Raw genomic sequence first — 25,878 nt, forward strand, 5'->3', positions numbered from 1 at the left:
AATTGGGGATGGTTAGTTTGACAGAGTTTAAAAGGTTTTGTATTGAATTTGACTCTGGTAGTGATGAAGTATTAAATTTTGATGTAGTGATTATTGGAACAGGCGTTGCAGGGCTATACACTGCAGTCAATCTTGACAAAAGGCTAAAAACTGCTCTTGTAACAAAAGAAACCATGCAGGTTAGCAATACCAATTTAGCCCAAGGCGGGATTGCAGCGCCACTTAGCCATGATGACAGCCCTGACATACACTACATGGACACAATAAAAGCAGGCAGCGGTCTTTGTGATTCGCACATGGTAAGAATTTTGGTTGACGAGGCTATTGAAAATATAAACATTTTGCTTAAGATGAATATTCCATTTGATTTAGATGACGAAGGGGAGATTATTTTAGGTCAGGAAGGAGCACACAGCCGAAGAAGAATAATTCATGCAAGTGGTGATGCAACAGGAAGAATTGTGTCTGAGCATTTAGGACATGTAGTTAAGTCATATGAAAACGTTACAATATTTGAAAATGCTTTTCTGGTTGATATACTCACCGATGAACAGAACACTGCCATAGGAGTTTTGCTAAAGATAAATAATAAGAATGTCATTTTATTTGCAAAAAACATTGTTCTGGCATCTGGTGGCTATGGATATTTGTACAAATACACAACCAACCCTGAGGTGACAACAGGCGATGGCTGTGCTGCAGCTGTAAGGTGTGGAGCAAAGGTTGTGGATATGGAACTTGTGCAGTTTCATCCTACAGTGCTTTATCATGAAAAAAACAAGAGCTTTTTAATATCAGAGGCAGTAAGAGGAGAAGGTGGTCTTCTTTTTAATAGTTTTGGTGAAAGGTTTATGCCTAAGTACCATCCTCTTGCAGAGCTTGCACCAAGAGATATTGTTTCTCGTAGTATATACTTTGAGCTGCAGAGGACAGGTTCTGAAAACGTATTTCTTGACATTACTCATCTTGATGCTAACTTTATAAGAAAGAGATTTCCTAATATATATCAAAAATGTTTGGAACTTGGTATCGATATTACAAAACAGAGAATTCCTGTTGCACCTGCTCAGCATTATAGTATGGGTGGGGTGCTTTCTGACGAGTTTGGCAGAACCACTGTAGAAAACCTTTTTGTATGTGGTGAGGCAGCAGGGACACGTGTTCATGGAGCAAATAGGCTTGCATCAAATTCACTTTTAGAAGGTCTTGTTTTTGGAAGAAGAATAGCTCAATATATCAATGGCAGGTTACAAAAAAATGTAAAACATATAGCAATCTATCATAGAAGCTTGAGTAAAAAGGATTTTGATTTGAACGTAGCTACCGAGATTGAAGGTTTGAGAAGTAAAATGAGTGAGCATGCAGGGATTGTGCGAACAAGAGAAGGACTTGAAAAATTGATAGATTACATTGTCTCAAGGTTAGAAATATTGAATACAATGAAACTCAGCACTCAAAAAGAGATAGAATATTATAACATGCTTATGATAGGATACATCCTGGCAAATGCTGCGCTTATGAGAAAAGAAAGTAGAGGCTCTCATTACAGAAAAGATTTTCCGTATCAGGACGATATTAACTGGAAAAAGCATTTGGTATATTCAAACATTTATGGATGGGAGGAAATTTTTTAAATGCTGAATTTTTTGGTGATTGATAAAATTATTAGAGATGCACTTATAGAAGATATGCCATATGGAGATATTACAACAGACTTATTAATTCCACAAGAGAGCACGTCGAGTGCTGTTTTATTGGCTAAAGAGAGCGGAATTTTATGTGGAATAGATGTGGCAAAGAGAGTATTTGAGATATTAGACTCAAACATAAAATTTGAAAAGTTAAAAACTGATGGAGACAATATTCAAAAAGGTGATGTTTTGGCCAAAATACAAGGGAAAACACGAGCAATCTTGATGGGTGAAAGGCTTGCTTTAAACATTCTTCAAAGGATGAGCGGTATTGCAACGTTTACAAATATGCTTGTCCAAAAGGTGAAAGGATACAGGGCAGCTGTCACTGATACTCGAAAGACCATTCCTCTTTTGAGAATGCTTGATAAATACGCTGTTTTTGTCGGTGGTGGAAAAAATCATAGGTATTCCTTATCTGATGCAGTGCTAATTAAGGATAATCACATAAAGGCTGTTGGGAGTATAACAGAGGCTGTAAAAAGAGCAAAAGAGAATGTCCCACATACAATGAAAGTCGAAGTAGAAGTGCGTAATATGCAAGAGTTTGAAGAGGCATTGGCTGCTGGTGCAGATATAATTATGCTTGACCATTTCACAGTTGATGAGATGAAAATGGCTGTTGAGAAAGCTGAAGGAAGAGTTTTAATAGAAGCATCGGGAAATATAAATATTGATAGCATTGAAGAGATTGCAAAAACAGGTGTTGATATTATTTCTGTTGGTTCTATTACCCATTCAGTAAAAAGCCTTGATATTAGCCTTGACTTTGTAGACTAAAGTTTTTTGGAGGCAAACTCTTATGAAAAAAAAGACATTTTGTCCACTTGACTGTTTTGACAGTTGTGCGATTGTTGCTCAGGTTGAAGATGGGAAAGCAGTAAAACTATACGGTAGTAAAGACCACCCTATCACTAATGGTTTTTTATGCCCGAAAGGTTATAGATTGCTTGAGAAGGTTTATTCAAAAGAAAGGATAACCACTCCTCTTTTGAGGGTCAAAAATGAATTTCACCAAATTTCCTGGAATCAAGCTCTTGACATGATTGCAGAGCAAATAAAAGAGATTTTAAAAAAGTACAACTCAAGTGCCATTTTATACTATAGTGGAGATGGGTATGAAGGATATTTAAGAAATATTGAAAGGCTATTTTTTGATTATTTAGGTGGTGCGACATACTCTGAAGGGAGTTTGTGCTGGGGAGCAGGTCTTCTTGCCCAAAAAATGGATTTTGGAAATTCGCTTTGTCATTCACCGTTTGATATTTTTAATTCTAACTGGATTGTTCTTTGGGGAAGAAATGCTATATGGACAAATCTTCATCTTTTTTATTTTGTCCATATGGCAAAAAAACAGGGTAAAAAAGTAGCAGTGATTGACATTTACCCTACCGAAGCGTTTAAGATAGCTGATATTGGGCTGATTATAAATCCTGGGTCTGACTCTTACCTTGCCTATGGAGCAATAAAATATATATTAGAAAATGGGAAGGAAGACAGAGAATTTATCGAAAAGTATACCATTGGATTTGAAAAGGTAAAGGAGATTGCAAGTAGAATAACATATGAAGAGATAGAGAAAAAGTGCGGTGTGAGTAAAAAAGATATAGAAAACATTGTAAATATTTACATTCAAAAACCTGTATCAACTTTTATTGGATATGGTCCGCAAAGATATACAAATGGAGTAAATACAATTAGAACAATTGACTATCTTGTTGCAATCTCAGGTAATGTGGGAATAAAGGGCGGAGGTTCAAACTTTGCTAACAGGTTCACTCAAAATTTAGCTTCAGTTTTCAAAGACGATAACAGGGCTGTGAATAAGCGTTTTTATAACAGAGCAAAACTTGGTGAATATCTAAAAGACCAGCAAAACCCGCCGATTGAGATGATTTATATATCTGCTGGAAATCCTGTTTCGCAGTGTCCTGACTCAGATTTGGTATTTAGGGAACTTCAAAAAAGATTTGTGGTTGTTGTTGATATGTTTTTGACAGCGACAACGCAAGCAGCAACCATTATACTTCCTGCTGCAAGTTTTCTTGAGAAAGAAGATGTGTTTGTGCCGAATATGTGGCATGATTATATTGGGGTTTCTGAGAAGGTTATTGAAAACATCGGTGAGTCAAAGTCAGAGGTTGAGATAATAAACCAGCTTGCAAAAAGGCTTGACTTGGATTTTCCTATAAAATCAGAAAAAGAGTGGGTAGAATATGTAAAAGCTCATTTTGAGAAAGCTTTAAATATTAAATTTGACAAATATTTTGTGCGTGCAACCAAAATGGAAGTTCCATGGGAAGATAAACTATTTGCAACAAAGAGCAAAAAATTTGAATTTGAAAATGAAAAGATGGGTGTAGCTGTGCCAACTATAGATGAAAATAAGATATTAAAAAACCAGCTCAGACTTGTGACCGTTCATTCTCAAAAAACATTGCATTCTCAGGAGTTTTTTGAAAGAAGACCAATTGCTATTTTTAATATTGAGGATGCAAAGAGACTTGGAATTGGAAATGGCGATAAAGTGCTTATTTACAATGGCTGTGGAAGTTTTGTTGTTGAAGCAATTTTGAAAATGGATATAAAAAGAGGTTATATAATTGTTGAAGAAGGTTATCAAAACCAAAATATTGAGACAATAAACTCTTGCATTTTTCCCAAGACAGCAGAGATGGACAGTCAAGCAGCATTTAATTCAAATTTTGTATTTGTGAAAAAGGTGGCAACATGAAAAATTTATTTATTTTGGCGGGTGGAAAGTCAAAAAGGCTTGGATTTGACAAATTATATCTTAAGATTAGTAATCAAAGTGTTATACAATTAATAGACAAGAGTATAGGTGGACTTTTTGACAAAAAGTTTATTGTGGTAAAAAATGGGCATATAGAGTTTGAAGGGTTTGAGGTGATAAAAGATAAAGTTAATATAGATGCACCTGTTGCAGGTGTTTTGACAAGTTTGATGGTTACAAGAACAAATAAGAATTTTATAATAGCATGTGATATGCCGTTTGTGAAAAAAGAACTTGTAGAATATATGCTAAGTTTTGATGGTTACGATGCAGTTGTTCCTTATTATAATGGCTATTTTGAGCCTCTTTTTTGTGTATATACTAAAACATTTTTAGAAAAAGCATTGGATTTTATAAACAAGGATATATTTTCTCTTTCTACTATCTTACAGAACTCAAATGTAAAGAAAATTGAACTTGACGAAATTTTGAGATTCGACCCTTTTTTAGAAAGTTTTAGAAATATAAATACTCAATCTGATTTGGAGGAGGCAAATGAAAGGTTTAGAAGATCTCTTTCTAACCAGGTTTGATTTAGAAAGATTACCAATAGCTACAGATTTAATTGTTAAAGAGGTTACTGTAACAATAGAAGATAGAGAATTCTTTGAATATGTTAAAAGCAAAATAAATGTTGATAGAATAGGTGAAGTGGTGTTTGCGATAAAAGATGGTGAAGAAGTGCTTGTTGTAAGACAAAAAGAGTATCCTGATAAGGTTTACAGGATACCTTCTGGTGGCATCGGTCTTAACGAGGATGTGGATGAGGCTTTGAAAAGAGAAGTAAAAGAAGAGCTTGCACTGAATATTAAAGATTTTTTGCTGATTGGAGTGATAAAGTATAATCTTCTCTATTTGCAAGAACATTTCGATTTTTATTCGTTTGTATTTTTAATTGAAAAGTATGAAAATGATAATCTTGCAAAAACTGATGGCGAAATTTCTGAAGCAATAAAAATTTCTTTTGGTAAATTAAAAAATCTTTGTGATATCTTGAAAGAACAAAGAGGTTTTTGGGGTGACTGGGGCAAGTTTAGGTTCTATTCTACTTATCTTGTATATGAGTACCTTGTACGAAGGAAAATAAACTAAAAAAGAGGTGTTGTTTGGAGTATGGCAAAAGTGTTTTTGGCAAAAGGGAAAGGACTGAGAGTAGAGAGCGGTCATCCATGGGTTTTCAGGCATGAAGTACAGAAGATAGATGGGGAGTTCGAGGATGGGGATATTGTTGATGTGTTAAATTTTAAAGGGAAGTTTGTGGGAAAGGGATTTATAAATTCCAAGTCTCAAATACTTGTAAGACTTCTTACACGCAAAAATGAGGAGATTAATATTGACTTTTTTAGAAAAAGAGTTCAAGATGCCTGGGAATACAGAAAAAGTATAGGTTATACACAAAATTGCCGGCTTATATTTGCTGAGGCTGATTTTTTACCAGGACTTATTGTTGACAAGTTTGGTGATGTTCTTGTAATGCAGACATTATCAAAAGGTGTTGACAAATTTAAAGATAAGCTGGTAGAAATATTAGTTGAGGTTGTCAATCCAAAAGCTATATATGAAAGAAATGATGCAAGGGTAAGAGAGATTGAAGGACTTGATTTGAGAAAGGGGTTTTTATATGGCAGCTCACCTGTGGAAGTTGAGATAGAGGAAAATGGTATTAAGATGATAGTGGATATAGAAAATGGACAAAAAACAGGATATTTTTTGGACCAAAAAGAGAACAGGGTTGCAATAAGAAACTTTGTAAAGGATAAAGTTATTTTGGACTGTTTCTGTCACACAGGAGGATTTACAATAAACGCTGCCAAGTTCGGTGCATCAAAGGTCATAGGTGTTGATATCTCAGATACAGCAATTGAACAAGCAGTAAAAAATGCTAAGTTAAATGAGGTTGAATCAAAATGTGAATTTGTGGTTGCAAATGTTTTTGATTATCTGAATGAACTTGACGACAAAAAAGAAAAATACGATATGATAATACTTGACCCTCCGGCATTTGCAAAAAGCATACACACTTTGGAAAATGCAAAAAGAGGTTATAAAGAGATAAACTTGCGAGCTATGAAGATACTCAAAAAGGGTGGAATTCTTGTGACCTGTTCATGTTCACATTATATGAAGCCAGACATATTTTTTGAGGTTATTAAAGATGCTGCAATAGATGCAAAAAAGACGTTAAGGCTCATTGAGTACAGAACACAGGCGAAAGACCATCCATATCTTATTAGCTATGAAGAGTCTCTGTACCTCAAATGTTTTATTTTTCAGGTTCTATAAGATTTACAAGGAGGCTAACTGTAAATTGAATTTGCCAGAAGAATTTTTGTCAAAAATGAGAGAGATTTTAAATGATGAATTTGACCAGTTTATAAAAATATATGACTTTGACAGTTATAAAGGTTTTAGGGTCAACACTGCCAAAGTTTCAGTCAAAGAGTTTATAGATAAAATGGGAATTGAATTTGAAAGAATTCCATGGTGTAAAGATGGTTTTTTCTACACTGAAGAGTTAAGACTGAGCAAACACCCATACTATTTTGCTGGGCTTGTATATATTCAGGAACCATCAGCCATGTTTCCGGTTGAGGCTTTGGATGTAAAGGAAGGCGAAAAAGTTTTGGACTTGTGTGCTGCACCTGGGGGAAAGAGCATTCAGATAGCAGCAAGACTTGGTCAAAATGGATTGCTTATATCCAATGATGTAAAACCATCAAGAATCAAGGCGCTTGTAAAGAATGTTGAAAATCTTGGGCTTACAAATGTTGTCATTCTGAACAACAAACCAAAAGAGATAGCGGAAAGCTATGGTGCATATTTTGACAAGATTTTAGTTGACGCACCTTGTTCTGGTGAGGGAATGTTTCGCAAAGACCCAACGGCAGCCAAAAAGTGGACTTCCAATCATCCTGAAAAGTATGTCAATCTGCAGAGAAGTATAATGACAGAGGTGGATGAACTTTTGAAAGTGGGTGGTGAGATAGTATATTCCACCTGTACGTTTGAAGTAGAAGAGAATGAAGGAATTATTGACTGGTTCTTAAAAAAACATAAAAACTATGAGGTTGTTGAGATAAAAAAATATGAGGGTTTTTCGGATGGAATTGAGATAAATGGCAATGAAAATTTGAAAAAAGCGGTGAGAATTTACCCGCATAGGGTCAGAGGCGAGGGACATTTTATTTGCAAGTTAAGAAAGGTGCGAGAAAGTGGATTTGAGTGGACTTTTCAGCCACAAAGATTAGAGGTGGACAGTGAGGATTTAAAAATTTTCGAAAAGTTTTGTAATAAATACTTGAACATAGACTTAAGTAACTTTAAAGATAGGGTGTTTTATAAAAAAGCAAACAAACTGTATTTGGGTTTTGACGGACCTTTTGATAAAATAACACCGCTTCGAAATGGTCTTTTGCTTGGAGAAGTTTATAAAGGAAGATTTTATCCTTCTGCTCATTTGATTGCGAGTTTAAAGTGCGAAAATCTCAAGGTTGCTATTAACTTTTCTCAAGAAGATGAAAGGTTGTGGAGGTATTTAAAAGGCGAGACGATAGAGAACAAAGAAAATCTGAATGGATTTGTAGGGATATGTGTAGATGGCTTTACTCTTGGTTGGGGTAAAGCAGAGGGACATATAATAAAAAATTATTTCCCAAAAGGATGGAGATTAGAATAAAAATGAGGCTTGACAAGTTTCTGACTCACTGTGGTTTTGGTTCACGAAGTCAGGTTAAAAAGTTAATAAGAGAAGGAATTGTAACTGTAAATGGGAAACAAATAGTTGAAGTTGATTTTAAGATTAATCCTGAAGAAGATATAATAGAAGTTGATGGAAGAGTTGCAAAGTTCAGTAAACAGATTTATATCATGATGAACAAACCGAAAGGTTATGTGTGCTCAAATGAAGAGCTGGCATCACTTACAGTGTTTTCACTTATTTCTGATGATTTAAAGTATCGAGATTTGCATACAGTTGGAAGGCTTGACAAAGACGCAGAAGGTCTTTTGATAATTACAGATGATGGTGAATATACGCACAGAGTTATCTCACCCAAAAAAAGAATTGAAAAAGAGTATTTAGTAAGGCTTGAAAAAGAGGTGGATGAGGAAAAGCTGAATGAGTTTGAAAATGGTATTATCTTAGATGATGGTTATAAGACACTTCCTGCAAAATATACTATTATTGATAGTACCACAGTCAAATTGTGTATATATGAAGGTAAATATCATCAAGTTAAAAGGATGTTCGAAGCAATTGGAAATAAGGTGGTGGACCTAAAACGTCTGAGAATAGGAGGTCTTAATTTAGACCAAAGTTTAAAACCGGGTGAATACAGGGTGATGAAAGTGGAAGAGGCTTATTTGGTGTTTGGTAAGTAAAAAGAGAGGAGAGGTAATTGAAAGATGAAACAGGTTGAGTTAAAAAATCTTGTTAAGGTTTCAATCTTTGGTGCTTTAGCATTTGTTGTAATGCTAATAGAATTTCCTTTAGGGATATTTCCGGAATTTTTAAAGCTTGATTTTAGTGACTGTATAGCATTGATAATTTCATTTGCTCTTGGACCTGCTTGGGGTGTGGGTGTTGAATTTTTGAAAAATGTACTTCATCTGTTTGTTACCAAAACGGTCGGGATAGGCGAATTTGCTAACTTTATGATTGGCGGCTTTTTTGTGTACATTGCAGGATACATATATGCCAAGAATAGAACTAAAAGAGGTGCTGCAGTAGCTCTTATTATTTCTACCATTGCATTTTCTATCTGGGCCGGTTTGCTAAACTACTTTGTGCTTCTCCCTCTTTACGAAAATGCTTTGAAATTTCCAATCTCAGAGATAGTAAAAATTGCTTCAAAGGTAAATGGTCTTGTGACAGATAAGTTTACATTGATTTTATTTTCAATAATTCCTTTTAATTTGGTAAAAGGTACAATAATTTCAGTGGTTACTTTTGTTATTTATAAAAGGTTGTCGAAGATTGTAAAAAGATAGGAGATGAAAATTATGGGTGTTTATTTTGAAAATGAATTTGGAAAGATAGAGATTACCAATGATTGCATTGCTACAATAATAGGGCTTTCGTGTATGGAAAGCTATGGTGTTGTGGGTATGGTATCAAAAAGTGTAGCAGACGGGATAGTTACACTTCTTGGCAGGGAAAACTTGCAAAAAGGTATAAAGGTTATGGCGGAAAATGGTATTGTTAACGTTGATATTCACATAATTGTGGAGTACGGCACCAGAATTCCTGTTGTTGCTGAAAATATCAGAGAAAGAGTTTCATATGCTATTGGAAAATACACAGGTCTAAAGCCGGGAACTATAAATATCTTTGTAGATGGTATTCGTTTGTAACTTGCTGAGGAGGATTGGACTATGAAATTTTTAACTGCAGATGTATTAAAAGATATGTTAAAAGCTGCAAATAATTATTTAAAATTGCACATAGATAAGATAAACTCATTAAACGTCTTTCCAGTACCAGATGGTGACACAGGCACCAATATGTCTGCCACTCTTGACAGCAGCATAAAAGAAATAAATGGAAAGACTTTCGAAAATGTGGACAAACTTATGAATGCAGTTGCGTTTGGCAGCTTAAAAGGTGCACGCGGTAATTCTGGTGTTATTCTTTCTCAGCTTTTACGCGGATTTGCCAAAGAGCTAAAAGGCAAAGATGTTATAGATATACCAACATTTGTTGCTTGTTTAAAATCTGCGTCTGCAAGTGCTTACAAAGCAGTGATGAAGCCTACAGAAGGCACTATGCTCACAGTTGCACGCGGGATTGCAGAGGATGTTGAAAAAGAAGTGGCAGAAGGCATTGTGAGTGAAATAGAGGATTTGCTGGAAGTGTGTGTTTCAAGCGGGAAGAAGTGGCTTGCAAAGACACCAGAGATGCTTTCTATTTTAAAAGAGGCAAATGTAGTTGACAGTGGCGGTATGGGTCTTGTAATAATTTTTGAAGGGATGTATAAATTCTTAAAAGAAGGAATGGTATTTGAAGAGCCATCACAGCAGGAAGTTTATACAGTCCTCACTTTTAAACCTGAAGATATTAAGTTTACTTACTGTACAGAGTTTTTTATTACCGGTTTGAAAAAGAATATTGAAAAAGAATTTAAGGAATATCTTGAGACAATTGGTGATTCAATTATTGTAATCCAAGATGGCGACATTCTCAAAACACACGTTCACACAAATTCACCTGGCAAGGTAATAGAAAAGGCTTTGAAATATGGTGAGCTTATAAATATAAAGATTGATAATATGAAATATCAGCACCAGGAGTTTATAAGTAAAAGAGAAAACCATGAGACAGAACTTCAAACACAGGCTGAAGTTATTATAAAAGAATATGGTTTTGTAGCTGTATCACAAGGAGAAGGATTCAATGAAATATTAAAAGGCTTGGGTGTTGATTTTGTAATTGAAGGCGGACAGACTATGAATCCAAGCGCTGAGGACTTTGTAAATGCTATAAAGAATGTACCAGCCAAAAATGTATTTATTTTCCCGAACAATAAAAACGTGATTATGTCAGCAGAGCTTTCTTTACAGCTTATTAATACAAATAAAAATATAGTGATTATGAAGACAACCAATATTCCTGAGTGCATTACTGCAATGATAAAGTTTGATTTGAACAAGAGTATTGAAGAAAATATAAAGCTCATGCAGCAAGCTATAAACTCAGTAAAGGTTGTAGAAATAACTAAGGCAGTGAGAAATACAAAAATAAACGGGTTTGAGATTGAAGAAGGCGATTTTATAGGGATTTCCAAAAAGGAAATAATTGCATGTGACAAAGATATGTTAAAAGTAGCTTTGGCTTGTGTCGAAAAGATTGTTGATTCTACAACCCAGATTTTGAGTATTTACTATGGCAAAGGTGTAGCCTTAGAAGATATAGAGGTGCTTGTTAAAAACATACAAGAAATATACCCGAAAATTGACATTGAGAGCTATGAAAGTGGAAATGAAATTTATCAATTAATTATTGTAGCTGAGATGTGATGGTAAAATGAATGTTCTTGAAAAAGACATAAGATTCTTAAAAGGTGTTGGAGAAAACAGAGAAAAGCTATTTAAAAAGCTGGGTATAAAAAAAGCCGAAGATTTGCTCTGGCACATACCCCGAAAATATCTTGATTATAGCAGGCTAAAGAAAATAAGAGAGCTTTGTGATGGTGAGATAGAGTCATTTGTTGCAAAGGTTGCAGGCAAACCTGTGGAGATAGAAACAAGGTCAGTAAAGATAATAAAAATTCCTGTTGAGGATAGTACCGGGGTTGTTACAACTGTATGGTTTAACCAGGACTATATAAAAAATGTTTTGAAAGAAGGAGAGGTTTTTTGCTTTTCTGGGAAGATTGAGAGAAAAGGCTTTTATATTGAAGTGAAAAATCCTGAATTTGAGAAATATGACCAACATCTTATTCATACAGGTAGGATTGTTCCTGTATATAATTCTACTGAAGGTCTTTCACAAAAGGTGATTAGAAATATTGTAAACAATCTTTTGCAGCAAGTTGATGGAATGCTTATAGATATAATTCCGCCTTATATAAGGCAAAAATATAATTTGAGTGAAATCAATTTTGCAATAAAAAATATTCATTTTCCAGAAAACAAATTGAGTTTAGAACTTGCAAGGAAAAGGCTTGTGTTTGAAGAGTTTTATCTTCTTCAGCTTTCCCTTTTGCTTCTAAAAGAAAACATAGAAAAAAACGAAGGAATAAAAATTGAAAATGTGCAAAGTAGCTTAAAAGAGTTTGAAAAGCTTCTTCCGTTTGAGTTGACCGAGGCGCAAAAAAGAGTGCTGGCAGAGATTGCACAAGATTTAGAAAGTACAAAACAGATGAACAGGCTTATCCAAGGCGATGTGGGTTGCGGAAAGACGGTTGTAGCTTTGGCAAGCGCGTATGCAACAATTAAAGCGGGATATCAGGTTGCACTAATGGCACCAACAGAGGTTTTAGCTTTGCAGCATTATAACGAATGTAAAAAATACTTTGATAATAAATTCAATGTAAGACTTCTAATTGGATCAACTCCAAAAAAAGAAAAGGAAATAATCTTAAAAGAGCTTGAACATGGACTTTGCAAAATGGTCATTGGAACCCATGCACTTATCCAAGATGATGTAAAATTTAAAAACCTTGGCTTGGCAATTACTGATGAACAGCACAGATTTGGAGTTATCCAAAGGGTAGAGCTTACAAAAAAAGGAAGTTCACCGAACATTCTTGTTATGACAGCAACTCCAATACCCAGAACTTTGAGTTTGGTTTTGTATGGAGACCTTGATATTTCTATTATTGACCAGCTACCTCCCGGCAGAAAAAAAATTTTGACATACGCTGTTGATGAGAGTTTTCGCCAGCGTGTGTACAATTTCATAAAGAAACAGTTAAATGAAGGAAGGCAGGTTTACTGGATATGTCCTCTGATTGAAGAGTCAGAAACTTTGAATGCAAAATCGGCGGTTGAATTTGCAAAATCTTTGAAAGAAGGATTTTTTAAAGACTACAATGTAGCTTGCTTACACGGAAAACTTTCTGTAAAAGAGAGAGACAAAATCTTAAATGATTTTAAAGATGGACACATTCATATATTAGTTTCAACTACAGTTGTCGAGGTTGGAATAAACGTTCCAAATGCCACAGTTATGGTGATTGAAAATGCTGAAAGATTTGGACTTGCCCAGCTGCATCAGCTTAGGGGGCGAGTTGGCAGAGGCGAGTACCAGTCGTACTGTATCTTGTTTAATCAAAGCGATTCAGAGATTGCCAAAAAAAGGATGATAGCTATAACAAGAAGTCAGAACGGGTTTGAAATTGCTGAAATGGACCTAAAACTTCGAGGACCTGGTGATTTATTTGGAACAAAACAACATGGTATCATGAACTTTAAAGTAGCCGATATCATAAATGATATGGATATTTTAAAGCAAGCAAGAATTGCTGCAGAAGAAACCATTAGACTTAATCTTGTTGATAATAAACTTTTAGAGAAAATCAATAAACAATTTTACAATAATATAGAAAATATTGGCCTTTAACCCTTTTCAAATATTTCTTGTTATAATTTTTTTAAAAGTGAGCATATTAATATAGTGAAAAAAGAAAAGTCTCAAACAAAAAAGGGGGTTGAAGGCCATGGCAAGAAATAGAAAGCTTGTTCCGGAAGCAACTAAGGCTCTTGACCAATTAAAGGCAGAGGTAGCAAGCTCAATTGGTGTTCAGTTGAAACCAGGTTACAACGGTGATTTGACAGCAAAACAGGCAGGTTCAATTGGTGGTTATATGGTAAAGAGAATGATTCAGGATTATGAAAATAGAGCAGCAGGCAAATAACCCCGCGAGGTGTTTAAAATTTACCAACAACGAAGGGACTTTTTGAGTCTCTTCGTTGTTGTTTTTTTAGAGGGATTTTTATATAATCAATATATAAACAAATTGTAAGAAGTTGCTTAAAAAATGAGGGTTATAAGTGGTCAGCAAAAAGGTAGAAAATTAAAAAGTGCAAATATTGAAGGGTTAAGACCCACATCAGATAGAGTAAAAGAAGCTATTTTTAATATGATAGCACCTTTTTTGAATAAAAACCTTATTGTAGCTGATTTTTTTGCAGGGACGGGAAATGTAGGGATTGAGTTTTTGTCAAGAGGTGTCAGAGAAGTTACATTTGTTGAAAAAGATGTGAGGTGCATTAATCTAATAAAGGAAAACCTTAAAAATTTGGATTTGTTGAAAAGGGCAAGGATAATAAAAGGTGATGTAATAAGATTTTTAAAGTCTAAAAACTGTCCAGTATTTGATATTATCTTTTTAGACCCGCCGTACAAGTCTGGTTATGCAAAAGAGTGTATTTCTGAAATAATAGAAAATAACAGAATAAGTGAAAATGGTCTTATAATTGTTGAATCTAATTTAGAGTTTCGATATGAAGATGAAAACCTTTCTATTTTGAGAGAGAGAGAATATGGTGATACTAAAATTACAATTTTCTGTTTTGGGGGTAAAAGAAGTTGAAAATAGGAGTATATCCAGGAAGTTTTGACCCTGTTACAAATGGTCATCTTGATATAATTGAAAGGGCTTCGAAAATTTTTGATAAATTAATTGTGGCTGTTCTGGTCAATCCAAATAAAACACCTGTGTTTGACATTGAAGAGAGGGTTGAACTTTTAAAAGAGACAACAGAACATTTGCCGAACGTTGAGGTAAAAGCTTTTAAAGGTCTTTTAATTGATTTCATGAAACAAGAAAATGCTAAGGTTATAGTAAAGGGATTGAGGGCAGTATCCGATTTTGAATATGAATTTCAGATGGCACTTTTGAACAAAAAACTTGAACCTTCGATTGAAACAATTTTTATGATGACAAACAGCAAGTATTCATACCTCAGTTCAAGTATGGTTAAAGAAGTTGCTAGATTTGGAGGGTGCATAGAAGACTTAGTTCCTGAAAAGATCGCTAAAAAGGTAATGAAAAAGTTGAATAAGAAATATACGGAAATGGAGGAAAAATAAGTAATGAGTGAACTGAGTATATTGGAGCTTTTAGAGAGAATGGAGGAAATAATAGAAAATAGCAAATCAATACCGTTTACATCAAAGGTTATGGTAGAAAAGGATGAACTATTAGAGATAATAAAAGAAATAAGGCTTTTGCTGCCGCAGGAACTTTCTCAAGTCAAGTGGGCAAAGGAAGAGAGGAAGAAGATTTTAGAGAGAGCTCAGAAGGAAGCAGAAGCAATCATAAATGATGCAGAGAGCAAGGTAAAAGGGCTTGTAGATGAGACAGAGATTGTCAAATTAGCAGAGAAGAGGGCAGAGGAGATTATCCAAAAAGCAAAAGAACATGCAAAAGAGTATAGACTCATGGCCCAGAGTTATACCATTGAGCTTTTGGAACAGACAAAGAAAACAATTGAAAATATTGTAAAAGAACTAAATGACAATATTGACCAAATTAGGCAGAAAAACTCATAGCGATAAAATTATAAAAATTAAAGTAATGAGAGCTGTAGATAAAGCACACTGAATTAATTTTCCAATAATATAGTGGAAAGATTGCAAACCTGCTGCACTCAAAAAGGATATTGTTTGAAAGTGTACCGAAAGTCCGCCCCAGGAAATAATGAGTTCAGATGCTATCAATTTTTGCCAGACAGGAAGAGGGTTTGTATTAATCTGTACACAGCCGTTTGTTATTTCAAAAAATCCGTATAAAAGTCCTTTTACTAAAGTAGCATCTGCACCTACAAATTTAAAGAGATTACATATTAAATGATAAATTTTAAAATAGTCGAGGATGTTATTTAAATTAAAAAAGAGAGTTATAAAGCCCCCTATAATAAGTATGGACTCAATTGAATCTTTTACGGATTTTGATAAAACCTTGCCAATATCAAAATTTAAAGGTTTGTAAAGTTCTGAAGCTGCCAGTATTTCACTTTGTGCAAATCGAGAAGTACAAAAAGCTATTATCAAACTTGCGAGTATATGGGCAAAAAATAGGATATATCCATACTTTTTAGAACTGAGCAGATTGATTCCAACCGTTCCAATGATAAAAAGAGGTCCAGAGTTGTTAACAAAATAAAGGAGCCTTACAGCTTCGTTTTTACTGATTAATTTTTGGCTATATAAGTTACATACCATCTTGCTACCGACTGGATATCCGGTTAGCATTCCTATTATCATTGCTAAAAACCCATTTGATGAAAGTTTGAATATCTTTTTGGAGGGCAAAAAGAAGATGTTTGAAATATGGCTTATTAGTTTTGATTCTACAAGTACATTTATAACCAAAAAGTATGGAAAGAGAGAAGGCAGGACTTTTTCCCACCATATGATTACTGATTTTGTTGTTGACTGAATGATAAGTTGAGGCTTTAAAAACATAGATAAAAAATAAAGTATACATAATATTATTACGGTAAAGTTAAATATCTCTCTCAAGTGCTCTGCTCCAATACATATTTAAATGGTATTCTACTTAAAATATTATTGCTGTATGGAGGGTAAAATGAAAAAAGTTTCGCTTGCACTTGGTTCTGGTGCAATGAGAGGATTTGCACACATAGGGGTTATAGAAGTGCTGGAAAAGGAGTTTAAATTTGAAGCTTTTTCAGGTTCAAGCATTGGTGCTGTTATTGGCGCATTTTACTGTCTTGGATATGACCTTGGTCTTATATATAAGGTAGCAAAACAAATAAGAAATGACGTACTCATAGATTTTAAAGTAAGTAAAAATGCTCTCATTTCAGGTAAAAATATTGAAGAGATTTTAAAGCTTTTTTTGAGAGATAAAAGGTTTTCGGATTTGAAATATCCGTTTTATGTTGTTGCAACAGACCTTTTAAAAGGTGAGCAGGTGGTCTTCAGCGAGGGAAGTTTATATGATGCTGTAAGAAGCAGCATATCCATTCCGGGGGTTCTTCCACCGTATAAAATAGGGGATACTGTGCTGGTTGATGGAGCGGTAGTAGACAAAGTGCCGGGAAAGGTTTTAAAAGAAAATGGTTGCGAGTTCGTAGTTGGTGTGGATGTTTCAGGTAAAAGTTCGCTCAAAGAACCTAAAAATATCTTTGAAATGATAATGACTACCATTGATATTATGGGTGAAGAGATACTCAGACTTAAGCAGAGGTACTTTGATTACCTCATAAAAATTAATCTTGAAGATATAAATCCATATACCCTTGCTGATGTAGAGAAGGCGTATCAAAGAGGAAAGAAAAGGGCAGAAGAGGAGTTAGAAAACTTAAAGAATTTAGCTTCTTGAACTGATATAGATAGGAGATGATTTAAATTCTGTCTGCAGATATTTGTGAAAATCTTTATATTGCAGGGCATGCAGCATTGAAGATCTTATTTCAAGTTCAAGAAGCTCTTTGTATTGAGGGTTTTTTAACCACTGCTGATTTAGTTTTGTGATGTACTCAATTTTGTCTTTTATCTTATTTAAATATTCTTTTCCTTTATAGTTGAATCCCAAAACTCTCACATAAGGTGTAATGGAAAGAAGAGCTTTTTGGTCAAAATTGTTTCTCACAATAGCGTGTATGAATATTCTCTGAAGTCTTGTAAGGGTATATCTTTTAGTTTTTACATTCTCAAGAAGATTTTTAGCTGATGGAGAATTGAAAATATACTTTTCAAATCTATTTTCAAGCCCTTCTTTGACATCAATTTTGTTCTTCAGAAAATCTGGTACAACGATAGCGTTGTAGATAAAGAGCTTAAAGTAATCCTCAAGAATTACAGGTCCTCTTCCGCTTTCAAATTCTTCTAAAAGTATTTCATAAGAAACAGATGGCATTTTATTTTTGATTGCATGGAGGTTATTTATGTTTCTTCTTATAGCAGTAGCTGAAGCGTATGTGTCTTGTGTGAGGTTGGGGTCATTATAAGAGGCACCTATCCTTCTTATAGTAAATGGTTCAATCTTTGAATTTAGCCTATAAATCCATTTGATATATTCAATTCCAAGTATGTTGTTAGAGGAAAATTCAATATTGGTTTTGCATGTTTTTATAAGAGCAAGTTCACGAGCTTTTGGGAAGGAATACCCTTCTTTCAAATAACTTTTCAAACTTGACTTAAAATCATCTTCTTCAAATGCTAAATGTTTAGCAGTTTCTTTAAGCTTGTCTATATCACCACATTCTGAGCCAAAAACAATAAAGTCAACACCAAGCTGGTTTAAAATGGATATTGCACCATATGCGAATATTTCAGCACTATTGCAGGCATATGCGAATGGAAGCTCAAAGATGACATCTACCCCGTTTAAAATAGCCATCTTTGTCCTTGCCCATTTATTTACAATTGCAGGTTCTCCTCTTTGAATAAAGTTACCGCTCATTACGCCCACAACTATGTCTGCATTTGTTATTTCTCTTGTCTTTTGCAAATGGTATAAGTGTCCATTGTGAAAAGGGTTATATTCTACTATAATACCAGCAACTCTCATTTTGTAACCCTTCCTCAGGACAGTTTTTTATATGAAGTATGATATCAAAAAATAGTCACAAAATACAATAATTATTGTTACTAAATAAACTCAATAATGCAAAAATTGTATGAATGTTTGACAATAAAGAATTTCATCTGATAAACTATGAAGAAGGATACTGCAAAAGTAGGAGGCGAATTTTTAAGGTGGAATATTTTTTAAGTGAAGAACAAAAGATTATAAAGAAACTTGCAAAAAGGATTTCAGATGAATACGTGTCAAAGGTTGCAATAAAATATGACAAAGAAGGCATATTTCCAAGAGATATATTGGACCTTTTAGCATACACAGAGCTCACTGGTGTATACATTCCTAAAGAGTACGGTGGGTTTGGTGGCGGTGTTATGGAAATGTGCCTTGTTGTAGAAGAGCTTTCAAGAAATTGTGCAGGTGTTGCGGTATCATACGCTGCAACAGCTCTGGGTGCATATCCCATAATTCTTTATGGTAAAGAAGAACAAAAGGAAAAGTATTTACCTAAGATAGCAAAAGGAGAGTTGATAGCCGCGTTTGCATTGACAGAAGCTGATGCTGGAAGCGATGTGAGCAGTATAAAGACAACTGCAGAGAAAAAAGGAGATTATTATATTTTAAATGGCAGCAAGCACTGGATAACAAACGGCGGTGAAGCTGACGTGTATGTGGTTTTTGCAGTGACCGATAAATCAAAAGGACCACGCGGAATTTCAGCTTTCATTATAGAAAAGGGATATGAAGGGTTTTATTGCGGTAAAAAAGAGGACAAGATGGGCATAAGAGCATCTTCTACCACAGAACTTATATTTGAAGATTGTAAAGTGCCCAAGGAAAATATTTTAGGTCGTGAAGGGACAGGATTTATTATTGCAATGAAGACGTTTGACAGGACACGACCTGGAGTGGCTGCAATGGCTGTTGGGATTGCTCAAGGTGCTTATGAGCATGCAATCAGATATGCAAAAGAAAGAGTCCAGTTCGGACAACCTCTTTCATCCTTTCAGGCAATTCAGCATATGCTTGCTGACATGTACATAAACATCGAAGCTGCAAGATCTCTGCTTTATTCAACATGCCGAATGATTGATAGTGGTGCAAAGGATTTTTCAAAGGAATCTTCAGCGTGCAAAGTTTTTGCATCTGATGTTGCTATGAAGGTCACTACTGATGCCGTTCAAATTATGGGTGGAAATGGATATGTTAAAGACTATCCGGTTGAAAAGATGATGAGGGATGCTAAAGTGACTCAGATATTTGAAGGAGCAAATCAAATTCAGAGAAATATTATTGCCTCTGAAATCATAAAAGAGTATTAAAATCCTAAAGACTTGAGGAGGAGTTTTTGAAAGATGAAAATTCTTGTGTGTATAAAACAAGTCGTTGATCCGGAAAAGGTGGAGTATAATCCTGAAACCAGGACAATAAAAAGAAATGCTCAGCATTTGATGAACAATCCTGCTGACCTTAGCGCTTTAGAATTTGCTCTTAGAATAAAAGATGTTAATAAAGATGTTCATATCACAACCCTTTCAATGGGTCCTGTTGAGTGTGAAAGCAAAATAAAAGAACTTATAGAGGTTGGTTGTGACAGCTGTGTGCTTTTGAGTGATAAAAGACTTGCTGGTTCTGATGCGTATTCTACTGCGTATGCGCTGGCAAAGGCTATTGAAAAGCTTGGCAATTTTGACTTGATACTGTGTGGTGAGTCTTCCTTAGATGGTGAGACATCTATTGTTCCACCTCAGATAGCAGAGTATCTTAATATTCCTCACATATCATTTGCGACTAATATAAAAGTTTCTGATTTGCAACACGTTGAAATTGAAAGAAAATTTAAAAATCAACTATTTAGGTTTGAGGTAAAACTGCCTGCGCTGATTTCTGTCAAGAAAGATAGTGCTTTTCTCAGGCTTCCAAAACTGAGCTTAATGATAAAAGCTCTTTCTTATACTCCTCAAATTATTAGTTTAGATGATTTAGAAAACTTTGATTTTAGCAAAGTAGGAGCAGAAGGTTCAAAAACCTCGGTAAATAGGTTTGTTGAACAAAGCTTTGAAGATGTTAAATGTGAAATCTATGAAGATATTGAAGATGCTCAAATAGAGTGTATAGCTAACCTTGTTATGAGATTCTTATAAAAAACTTCAATTTCATAAGGGGGACTAAAAAGAGAAATGGAACATGTGATATTTGTGCCGGCAATTTATCATGTTGATGAAATCTCACAACTTGCTTCTTTTCTTTCTTTCATTGAGAGCAGAATTACAGTTAAAGATAAAAAAATTATTTTATACCTATATTCGAATAGACAAGTGGAAGATAAGGATATCAATTTCCTAAAGACTCTTCCATTAAGTCAAATTGTTATCTGTAAAAATGAACTTTTTTCAGACTGGGAATGGCCTTACATCGAAGCTATAACCCAGCATATAAATACAATAAAACCTCATGCTGTCATTTCAATATCAAGCGATTTTATAAAGTCAATTTTAGCAAGAGTTGCTGCACGCTTTTCATGTGGGTTTGCTGTTGATTGTACAGACCTTATTTTTGATGAGAGTACTCATAACTACAGTTTTTTAAAGCCTGCATATGCAGGAAATATAAACGCTGAGATTTTAGTCAAAAATTCTTCTATTGTCTTTGCTACGTTAAAAATAAAAAATGTAGCTGAATGTTCTTTTGAGACCATTGATAGTAAAGTAGAGATTGTTGAAAGTCTCTTTGAGAACTTTGAGCCTTTTTCTGGCAGAATTAAGATTATTGAAAAAAATTTAGCTCAGAATATTGATAACAAACTTGAAAGTGCTAAAATAGTTATTGGTGTAGGAAGGGGAATCAAAGACAAGGAAAATTTAAAATATGCTTTTGAACTTGCAAATATCTTAAACGGTGCGGTGGGTGTCACGCGGCCGCTTGTTGACATGGGCTGGCTTGACAAAGAATATCAAATTGGTCAAAGTGGCAAGATTGTATCACCACAGATATATTTTGCTTTTGGTGTTTCGGGTGCAGCCCATCATATTTGTGGGATTGGCAATCCAAAACTCATAATAGCAGTTAACAAAAACAAAGATGCGCAGATTTTTAAAATTGCTCATTACGGGATTGTAGCAGATGCTACCTCTGCTATGAAAAGTTTTATAAAAGCTTTTAAAAGTAGGCTCAAAGACTGCTGATTTTTTGAGGTGCACTGGAGGAAGTTTAAGTAATGCAAAGAAAATTTTCAGTATATGTTCTTTTAATAACAATTGCTTTCTTTCTTTTTTTAAGTGGATGTTCGTATCTATTTCAAACTTCTGACTTTTGGGGAACAAATTCAGCCCAGTTTTTAGATAAGCAAATATGTAGTGTATTTTTTTTGGATGTAGGTCAGGGAGATAGTATACTGATAAAAACACCCGAAAATAAGTTTGTATTGATTGACTCAGGACCGAATTCTGCTGAACAGGATGTTTTACAAACCTTAGATAGATTAAATGTCAAAAAATTGGATGTGGTGATTGCAACTCATCCGCATGAGGACCATATTGGCAATATGGACAAGATTATTTCTAAATATGACATAGAAAGATTTTATACAACAAATAAAACAACAAATACTCAGACATTTGAGGATATGCTAAACGCACTGAAGAAAAAGAACCTAAAGATTTCAATTGCAAGACCATTTGATAGACTGAAATTAAATGGTGTTACGTTGACTTTTTTGTCACCTCTTAAAGATTATGATGATTTGAATGATTCAAGTGTGGTTGTCATGCTTGAATTTGCGGGAAAAAGGGTGTTATTTACTGGCGATATTTCACAGAATGTGGAATATGACATAGTAAGGAATGTTCATGATATAAAGGCAGATGTTTTGAAGGTTTCTCATCATGGAAGCTATGCTGCAACTTCAAGTTTATTTTTAGAAAAGGTAAATCCCAAAGTGGCTATCATAAGTGTGGGAAAAGACAATCCGTACGGTCATCCGCACTCATCCACAATAAGGAGATTGGAGAAATTTAAAGTTAAAATATTTACAACAGAACAAAATGGCAACATTGCTGCACTGATATTCCCAGATGGCACATTAAAACTCATCACCCAGAGATAGAAAGGAGAAAAGCCAAAAATGATTTATATATTCAAGAAGAGAATTAAGGATATAGTAGTAATAGTTATATTATTTTTGATACTATCAGCTGTGGTTGTACAATTTTTTACAAAAACATTGTGGACAGCTGAGACAAACCTAAGGCTTGATAATAATCTTTTAAATCCGTTCAACTTCAATACTTCATCACCCGACGTTTCCAATATGGTGCAAGGTCTGTATTCCAACGTGACTGCATTGGATTTGAACAAAGAATACTTAGAGATGGTGGCGCTAAACCCTCCTTTTATTGACTATGTCACAAGCAGATATGGTGAAGATGAGAGATTTGGGGTTTTTATTGAACCTAAAGCTTCAAAGAGCGGTATAAACTATGTTGTTGTAAAAGCTGTTGCAGATTCACAGACTGCTGCTCAGAATATGCTAAATGAATATCTCAAAAGTTTGGATAACCAGGTAATCTCAGATTTGAAAAGTAAGTCAGAAGCTGCTCAAAAACTTTTGGATGAGCTTTTGCTTGAAAGAAGCAAATATGAAAAGACCAGTTTGACTTCAAGTGAACAAGAACAGCTAAGCCAGATCTCAGCTGCTATAAGTCTTATAAAGTGGGTAAATAGTCATTACAACAAAGTGATTGATTTGAAAAGTGCCATTTATCAATATGGAAAAGTAAAGGTATATGAGTCTGCTGGTAGCAAGTTTGAAAAGGCTTTAAGAGTTGTTGCTGGAATGCTGGCAGGTGTGATTGTTGCAATTTTGTATGTAATATATAGAGAGAGAAAATATATTATCCAGAATTTATAATTTTTTCTAAATATCAAAATTAGAATGGAGATGAGGATTTAAAAATGATCTCGCTTATTGATTTGAAAAGACAGTACAAAAGCATTTCACAGGAAATAATAGAACGTGTGAAAGAAGTCTTTGAAAGCGGACAGTATATTTTAGGACCAAAAGTTGCAGAGTTTGAGAAAAAGTGTGCTGAATATCTGAATGTAAAACACGCAATAGGTGTTGGAAATGGTACAGATGCCCTTGTCATAGCACTTGAAAGCCTTGGTATAGGAAAAGGTGATGAGGTTATAACCACTCCTTTTACCTTTTTTGCAACAGCTGAGGCAATAGTGAGAGTGGGTGCAAAACCAGTTTTTGTTGACATTGACCCTCTGTCGTACAACATAGACCCTGAAAAGATAGAAGAGAAGATTTCTGAGCGCACAAAAGCTATTATTCCTGTCCATATATTTGGTCAAGTGTGTGACATGAAGAAAATAGTACAAATTGCCAAAAAGTATAACTTGTATATTATCGAAGATGCCTGCCAAGCATTTGGTGCTGAATTTGAAGGAAAAAAAGCTGGTACAATTGGAGATGTGGGATGTTTTTCATTCTTTCCCACAAAGAACTTAGGCGGGTTTGGCGACGGTGGTCTGATTGTAACAGATTCTGACGAGATTGCCTCAAAAGCAAGGATGCTCAGACAGCATGGTTCTAAAAAGAAGTATTACAATGAGATGATAGGATTTAACAGCAGACTTGACGAGGTGCAGGCAGCTATATTACTTGTGAAAATTAAATATATTGACATGTGGAATAGAAGGAGAATAGAAATAGCTCAAAAGTTTTCTCAAGAGCTAAAGCTCGATGGGCTTGTTACCCCAAAAAAGTGCAATAATTTTGAGTTTGGACACATATATCATCTATATATTCTCCAACATGAAAAAAGAGATCTTATAATGGAATATTTAGCTCAGAAAGGAATTGCAACAGGCATATATTATCCTGTGCCGTTGCACTTAACCAAAGCTTTGAGCTTTTTAGGACATAAAGAAGGTGACTTTGAGGTTGCCGAAAGGCTATGCAGACGGTCATTTGCAATTCCAATGTTTCCTGAACTGACTGATGAAGAAATAGAGTATATAACAACTTCAATAAATCAATTTGGAGGGAGTTTATAATGAATGAAATTGCACAAAAACTTCTTGAGAAGATTGAGAGCAAAACAGCAGTGATTGGAGTTGTGGGGCTTGGGTATGTGGGACTTCCACTGGCTGTCGAGAAAGCAAAAGCAGGGTACAAGGTTATTGGATTTGATATACAGCAAAAGAGAGTTGACATGGTAAACAGAGGCCAAAATTATATAGGCGATGTTGTGGACAAAGAACTTGCTGATCTTGTAAAGGAAGGTAGAATCTTTGCCACAACTGACTACAGCAAAATTAGTGATGTTGATGCTGTTGCTATATGCGTTCCCACTCCACTTGATAAATACAAACAGCCAGATATTTCATATGTTGTGAATTCTACAAGGGAGATTGCAAAATACCTTCATAGAGGAATGTTGGTTGTTTTAGAGAGTACTACATATCCGGGGACAACTGAAGAAGTGGTAAAACCTATCTTGGAAGAAAGTGGGCTAAAATGCGGTGAAGATTTCTTTTTAGCTTTTTCACCTGAGAGAGTTGATCCAGGCAACAAGGTATATAACACAAAGAACACACCAAAGGTTGTGGGCGGGGTAACAAAAACATGTACTGAGATAGCCGCAAGACTTTACGAAAATGTGTTGGAAGGAGAAGTATTCAGGGTCAGTTCCCCACGAGTTGCAGAAATGGAAAAAATTTTGGAAAACACCTTCAGAAATATAAACATTGCGCTTGTAAACGAAATGGCTATTTTGTGCGAAAGGATGAACATTGACATTTGGGAGGTCATTGAGGCAGCAAAGACAAAACCATATGGATTTATGGCATTTTATCCCGGACCGGGGCTTGGTGGCCATTGCATACCGATTGACCCATTTTATCTTACTTGGAAAGCGCGTGAATATGATTATCATACAAGACTTATTGAAATAGCTGGCGAGATAAACAACTATATGCCAGAGTACGTGGTTGAAAGAGTTATGAAAATTCTCAACAAATTCAAAAAACCTTTGAACGGTTCAAAAATTTTAATTTTAGGTGTGGCATACAAAAAAGATATTGATGATATAAGAGAGTCACCTGCATTGAAAATTATTGAGATTTTTGAAAAAGAGAATGCAGAGGTAGAATACAATGACCCATATGTACCGAGTTTTACTTATAATGGCAAACAATATTTATCGGTAGATTTTACAGCAGAGTCGCTCAAAAAGTATGATATAGTTGTTATCACAACAGACCACTCAAAATATGATTATAAGTTTATCGTAGAGAATGCTAATCTCATTTTTGATACAAGAAACGCTACAAAAGGTATAAAATCTGACAAGGTTTATAAACTATAAAAAATTCAACGTAATGGAGG

General features: G+C 34.8%; 26 protein-coding genes. 24 read left to right on the top strand and 2 right to left on the bottom strand.

The annotated features are described in order from the left end of the window. Positions 1–17 precede the first annotated feature (17 nt). From nadB to ATHE_RS06135, 16 genes are all read left to right on the top strand, one after another. On the top strand, positions 18–1,634 hold the full coding sequence (gene nadB / locus ATHE_RS06060) for an L-aspartate oxidase (RefSeq protein WP_015907705.1): 1,617 nt from the start codon (positions 18–20) through the stop codon (positions 1,632–1,634). After that, positions 1,635–2,471, top strand: a complete 837-nt coding sequence (gene nadC / locus ATHE_RS06065; protein WP_015907706.1) for a carboxylating nicotinate-nucleotide diphosphorylase — start codon at positions 1,635–1,637, stop codon at positions 2,469–2,471. It begins immediately after the preceding gene. A gap of 22 nt (positions 2,472–2,493) precedes the next feature. After that, the gene (locus tag ATHE_RS06070) at positions 2,494–4,425 is read left to right on the top strand and encodes a molybdopterin-dependent oxidoreductase (RefSeq protein ID WP_015907707.1); all 1,932 of its coding nucleotides are present in this window, start codon (positions 2,494–2,496) and stop codon (positions 4,423–4,425) included. Beyond that, the gene (locus ATHE_RS06075; RefSeq protein ID WP_015907708.1) at positions 4,422–5,018 is read left to right on the top strand and encodes a molybdenum cofactor guanylyltransferase; all 597 of its coding nucleotides are present in this window, start codon (positions 4,422–4,424) and stop codon (positions 5,016–5,018) included. Before ATHE_RS06070 ends, ATHE_RS06075 begins: the two co-directional genes overlap by 4 nt. Then, positions 4,981–5,577, top strand: coding sequence for an NUDIX hydrolase (locus ATHE_RS06080; RefSeq protein WP_015907709.1), 597 nt, complete (start codon positions 4,981–4,983; stop codon positions 5,575–5,577). The genes ATHE_RS06075 and ATHE_RS06080 overlap by 38 nt, the downstream gene beginning before the upstream one ends. Positions 5,578–5,598: 21 nt before the next feature. Beyond that, on the top strand, positions 5,599–6,768 hold the full coding sequence (locus ATHE_RS06085) for a class I SAM-dependent rRNA methyltransferase (protein ID WP_015907710.1): 1,170 nt from the start codon (positions 5,599–5,601) through the stop codon (positions 6,766–6,768). Between the two features lie 25 nt (positions 6,769–6,793). Further along, positions 6,794–8,161 (top strand): RsmB/NOP family class I SAM-dependent RNA methyltransferase, encoded by a 1,368-nt coding sequence (locus ATHE_RS06090; protein ID WP_015907711.1) that lies wholly within the window; start codon positions 6,794–6,796, stop codon positions 8,159–8,161. Between the two features lie 2 nt (positions 8,162–8,163). After that, the gene (locus ATHE_RS06095; RefSeq protein WP_015907712.1) at positions 8,164–8,865 is read left to right on the top strand and encodes a pseudouridine synthase; all 702 of its coding nucleotides are present in this window, start codon (positions 8,164–8,166) and stop codon (positions 8,863–8,865) included. 24 nt (positions 8,866–8,889) lie between these two features. Then, the gene (locus ATHE_RS06100; RefSeq protein WP_015907713.1) at positions 8,890–9,474 is read left to right on the top strand and encodes an ECF transporter S component; all 585 of its coding nucleotides are present in this window, start codon (positions 8,890–8,892) and stop codon (positions 9,472–9,474) included. A gap of 12 nt (positions 9,475–9,486) precedes the next feature. Then, on the top strand, positions 9,487–9,837 hold the full coding sequence (locus ATHE_RS06105) for an Asp23/Gls24 family envelope stress response protein (protein ID WP_015907714.1): 351 nt from the start codon (positions 9,487–9,489) through the stop codon (positions 9,835–9,837). Between the two features lie 21 nt (positions 9,838–9,858). Continuing rightward, positions 9,859–11,499 carry a DAK2 domain-containing protein gene (locus tag ATHE_RS06110; protein ID WP_015907715.1) on the top strand — a complete coding sequence of 547 codons (1,641 nt, stop codon included), beginning with the start codon at positions 9,859–9,861 and terminating at the stop codon, positions 11,497–11,499. Positions 11,500–11,506: 7 nt separating this feature from the next. Continuing rightward, positions 11,507–13,546, top strand: a complete 2,040-nt coding sequence (recG, locus tag ATHE_RS06115) for an ATP-dependent DNA helicase RecG (RefSeq protein ID WP_015907716.1) — start codon at positions 11,507–11,509, stop codon at positions 13,544–13,546. A 97-nt stretch (positions 13,547–13,643) separates the two neighbouring features. Next, positions 13,644–13,841 carry an alpha/beta-type small acid-soluble spore protein gene (locus ATHE_RS06120; RefSeq protein WP_015907717.1) on the top strand — a complete coding sequence of 66 codons (198 nt, stop codon included), beginning with the start codon at positions 13,644–13,646 and terminating at the stop codon, positions 13,839–13,841. Positions 13,842–13,964: 123 nt separating this feature from the next. After that, positions 13,965–14,519, top strand: a complete 555-nt coding sequence (rsmD, locus tag ATHE_RS06125) for a 16S rRNA (guanine(966)-N(2))-methyltransferase RsmD (RefSeq protein WP_015907718.1) — start codon at positions 13,965–13,967, stop codon at positions 14,517–14,519. Continuing rightward, positions 14,516–15,019 (top strand): pantetheine-phosphate adenylyltransferase, encoded by a 504-nt coding sequence (coaD, locus tag ATHE_RS06130; protein ID WP_015907719.1) that lies wholly within the window; start codon positions 14,516–14,518, stop codon positions 15,017–15,019. Before rsmD ends, coaD begins: the two co-directional genes overlap by 4 nt. A 3-nt stretch (positions 15,020–15,022) precedes the next feature. Next, the gene (locus ATHE_RS06135) at positions 15,023–15,481 is read left to right on the top strand and encodes an ATPase (RefSeq protein WP_013430429.1); all 459 of its coding nucleotides are present in this window, start codon (positions 15,023–15,025) and stop codon (positions 15,479–15,481) included. Here ATHE_RS06135 and ATHE_RS06140 read toward each other — a convergent pair. Further along, entirely contained in the window at positions 15,476–16,453 is a 978-nt protein-coding gene (locus ATHE_RS06140; RefSeq protein ID WP_015907720.1) for a nucleoside recognition protein, read from the bottom strand. The two genes, ATHE_RS06135 and ATHE_RS06140, sit on opposite strands and share 6 nt — an antisense overlap. A 67-nt stretch (positions 16,454–16,520) precedes the next feature. Here ATHE_RS06140 and ATHE_RS06145 point away from each other — a divergent pair, with 67 nt between their 5' ends. Continuing rightward, the gene (locus ATHE_RS06145; protein ID WP_015907721.1) at positions 16,521–17,279 is read left to right on the top strand and encodes a patatin-like phospholipase family protein; all 759 of its coding nucleotides are present in this window, start codon (positions 16,521–16,523) and stop codon (positions 17,277–17,279) included. On the opposite strand, the gene ATHE_RS06150 is transcribed toward ATHE_RS06145, so the two are convergent. Beyond that, complete coding sequence (locus ATHE_RS06150) at positions 17,268–18,470, bottom strand: nucleotidyltransferase (RefSeq protein ID WP_015907722.1); 1,203 nt, start codon at positions 18,468–18,470, stop codon at positions 17,268–17,270. The two genes, ATHE_RS06145 and ATHE_RS06150, sit on opposite strands and share 12 nt — an antisense overlap. Before the next feature lie 188 nt (positions 18,471–18,658). Here ATHE_RS06150 and ATHE_RS06155 point away from each other — a divergent pair, with 188 nt between their 5' ends. Genes ATHE_RS06155 through ATHE_RS06185 form a run of 7 tightly spaced genes read left to right on the top strand, consistent with a single transcriptional unit; the run spans position 18,659 to position 25,858 of the window. After that, on the top strand, positions 18,659–19,804 hold the full coding sequence (locus ATHE_RS06155) for an acyl-CoA dehydrogenase family protein (protein ID WP_015907723.1): 1,146 nt from the start codon (positions 18,659–18,661) through the stop codon (positions 19,802–19,804). Positions 19,805–19,837: 33 nt separating this feature from the next. Further along, positions 19,838–20,626 (top strand): electron transfer flavoprotein subunit beta/FixA family protein, encoded by a 789-nt coding sequence (locus ATHE_RS06160; RefSeq protein ID WP_015907724.1) that lies wholly within the window; start codon positions 19,838–19,840, stop codon positions 20,624–20,626. 36 nt (positions 20,627–20,662) lie between these two features. Next, on the top strand, positions 20,663–21,667 hold the full coding sequence (locus tag ATHE_RS06165) for an electron transfer flavoprotein subunit alpha/FixB family protein (RefSeq protein ID WP_015907725.1): 1,005 nt from the start codon (positions 20,663–20,665) through the stop codon (positions 21,665–21,667). A gap of 32 nt (positions 21,668–21,699) precedes the next feature. Next, entirely contained in the window at positions 21,700–22,587 is an 888-nt protein-coding gene (locus ATHE_RS06170; protein WP_015907726.1) for a ComEC/Rec2 family competence protein, read from the top strand. 18 nt (positions 22,588–22,605) lie between these two features. Next, the gene (locus tag ATHE_RS06175; RefSeq protein ID WP_015907727.1) at positions 22,606–23,391 is read left to right on the top strand and encodes a hypothetical protein; all 786 of its coding nucleotides are present in this window, start codon (positions 22,606–22,608) and stop codon (positions 23,389–23,391) included. A 44-nt stretch (positions 23,392–23,435) separates the two neighbouring features. Then, a complete protein-coding gene (locus ATHE_RS06180; RefSeq protein ID WP_015907728.1) occupies positions 23,436–24,545 on the top strand; it encodes a DegT/DnrJ/EryC1/StrS family aminotransferase in 1,110 nt (369 codons plus the stop codon). Next, a complete protein-coding gene (locus ATHE_RS06185) occupies positions 24,545–25,858 on the top strand; it encodes a nucleotide sugar dehydrogenase (RefSeq protein ID WP_015907729.1) in 1,314 nt (437 codons plus the stop codon). Before ATHE_RS06180 ends, ATHE_RS06185 begins: the two co-directional genes overlap by 1 nt. Positions 25,859–25,878 lie beyond the last annotated feature (20 nt).

Source organism: Caldicellulosiruptor bescii DSM 6725 (genome assembly GCF_000022325.1).
Classification (GTDB): domain Bacteria; phylum Bacillota; class Thermoanaerobacteria; order Caldicellulosiruptorales; family Caldicellulosiruptoraceae; genus Caldicellulosiruptor; species Caldicellulosiruptor bescii.

Bases quoted from the DNA above. Each gene is read 5' to 3' on its own strand.
- nadC (WP_015907706.1), top strand. From the start codon at position 1,635: ATGCTGAATTTTTTGGTGATTGATAAAATTATTAGAGATGCACTTATA.
- ATHE_RS06070 (WP_015907707.1), top strand. From the start codon at position 2,494: ATGAAAAAAAAGACATTTTGTCCACTTGACTGTTTTGACAGTTGTGCG.
- ATHE_RS06075 (WP_015907708.1), top strand. From the start codon at position 4,422: ATGAAAAATTTATTTATTTTGGCGGGTGGAAAGTCAAAAAGGCTTGGA.
- ATHE_RS06080 (WP_015907709.1), top strand. From the start codon at position 4,981: ATGAAAGGTTTAGAAGATCTCTTTCTAACCAGGTTTGATTTAGAAAGA.
- ATHE_RS06085 (WP_015907710.1), top strand. From the start codon at position 5,599: ATGGCAAAAGTGTTTTTGGCAAAAGGGAAAGGACTGAGAGTAGAGAGC.
- ATHE_RS06095 (WP_015907712.1), top strand. From the start codon at position 8,164: ATGAGGCTTGACAAGTTTCTGACTCACTGTGGTTTTGGTTCACGAAGT.
- ATHE_RS06100 (WP_015907713.1), top strand. From the start codon at position 8,890: ATGAAACAGGTTGAGTTAAAAAATCTTGTTAAGGTTTCAATCTTTGGT.
- ATHE_RS06105 (WP_015907714.1), top strand. From the start codon at position 9,487: ATGGGTGTTTATTTTGAAAATGAATTTGGAAAGATAGAGATTACCAAT.
- ATHE_RS06110 (WP_015907715.1), top strand. From the start codon at position 9,859: ATGAAATTTTTAACTGCAGATGTATTAAAAGATATGTTAAAAGCTGCA.
- recG (WP_015907716.1), top strand. From the start codon at position 11,507: ATGAATGTTCTTGAAAAAGACATAAGATTCTTAAAAGGTGTTGGAGAA.
- ATHE_RS06120 (WP_015907717.1), top strand. From the start codon at position 13,644: ATGGCAAGAAATAGAAAGCTTGTTCCGGAAGCAACTAAGGCTCTTGAC.
- rsmD (WP_015907718.1), top strand. From the start codon at position 13,965: ATGAGGGTTATAAGTGGTCAGCAAAAAGGTAGAAAATTAAAAAGTGCA.
- ATHE_RS06135 (WP_013430429.1), top strand. From the start codon at position 15,023: ATGAGTGAACTGAGTATATTGGAGCTTTTAGAGAGAATGGAGGAAATA.
- ATHE_RS06145 (WP_015907721.1), top strand. From the start codon at position 16,521: ATGAAAAAAGTTTCGCTTGCACTTGGTTCTGGTGCAATGAGAGGATTT.
- ATHE_RS06150 (WP_015907722.1), bottom strand. From the start codon at position 18,470: ATGAGAGTTGCTGGTATTATAGTAGAATATAACCCTTTTCACAATGGA.
- ATHE_RS06160 (WP_015907724.1), top strand. From the start codon at position 19,838: ATGAAAATTCTTGTGTGTATAAAACAAGTCGTTGATCCGGAAAAGGTG.
- ATHE_RS06165 (WP_015907725.1), top strand. From the start codon at position 20,663: ATGGAACATGTGATATTTGTGCCGGCAATTTATCATGTTGATGAAATC.
- ATHE_RS06170 (WP_015907726.1), top strand. From the start codon at position 21,700: ATGCAAAGAAAATTTTCAGTATATGTTCTTTTAATAACAATTGCTTTC.
- ATHE_RS06175 (WP_015907727.1), top strand. From the start codon at position 22,606: ATGATTTATATATTCAAGAAGAGAATTAAGGATATAGTAGTAATAGTT.
- ATHE_RS06180 (WP_015907728.1), top strand. From the start codon at position 23,436: ATGATCTCGCTTATTGATTTGAAAAGACAGTACAAAAGCATTTCACAG.
- ATHE_RS06185 (WP_015907729.1), top strand. From the start codon at position 24,545: ATGAATGAAATTGCACAAAAACTTCTTGAGAAGATTGAGAGCAAAACA.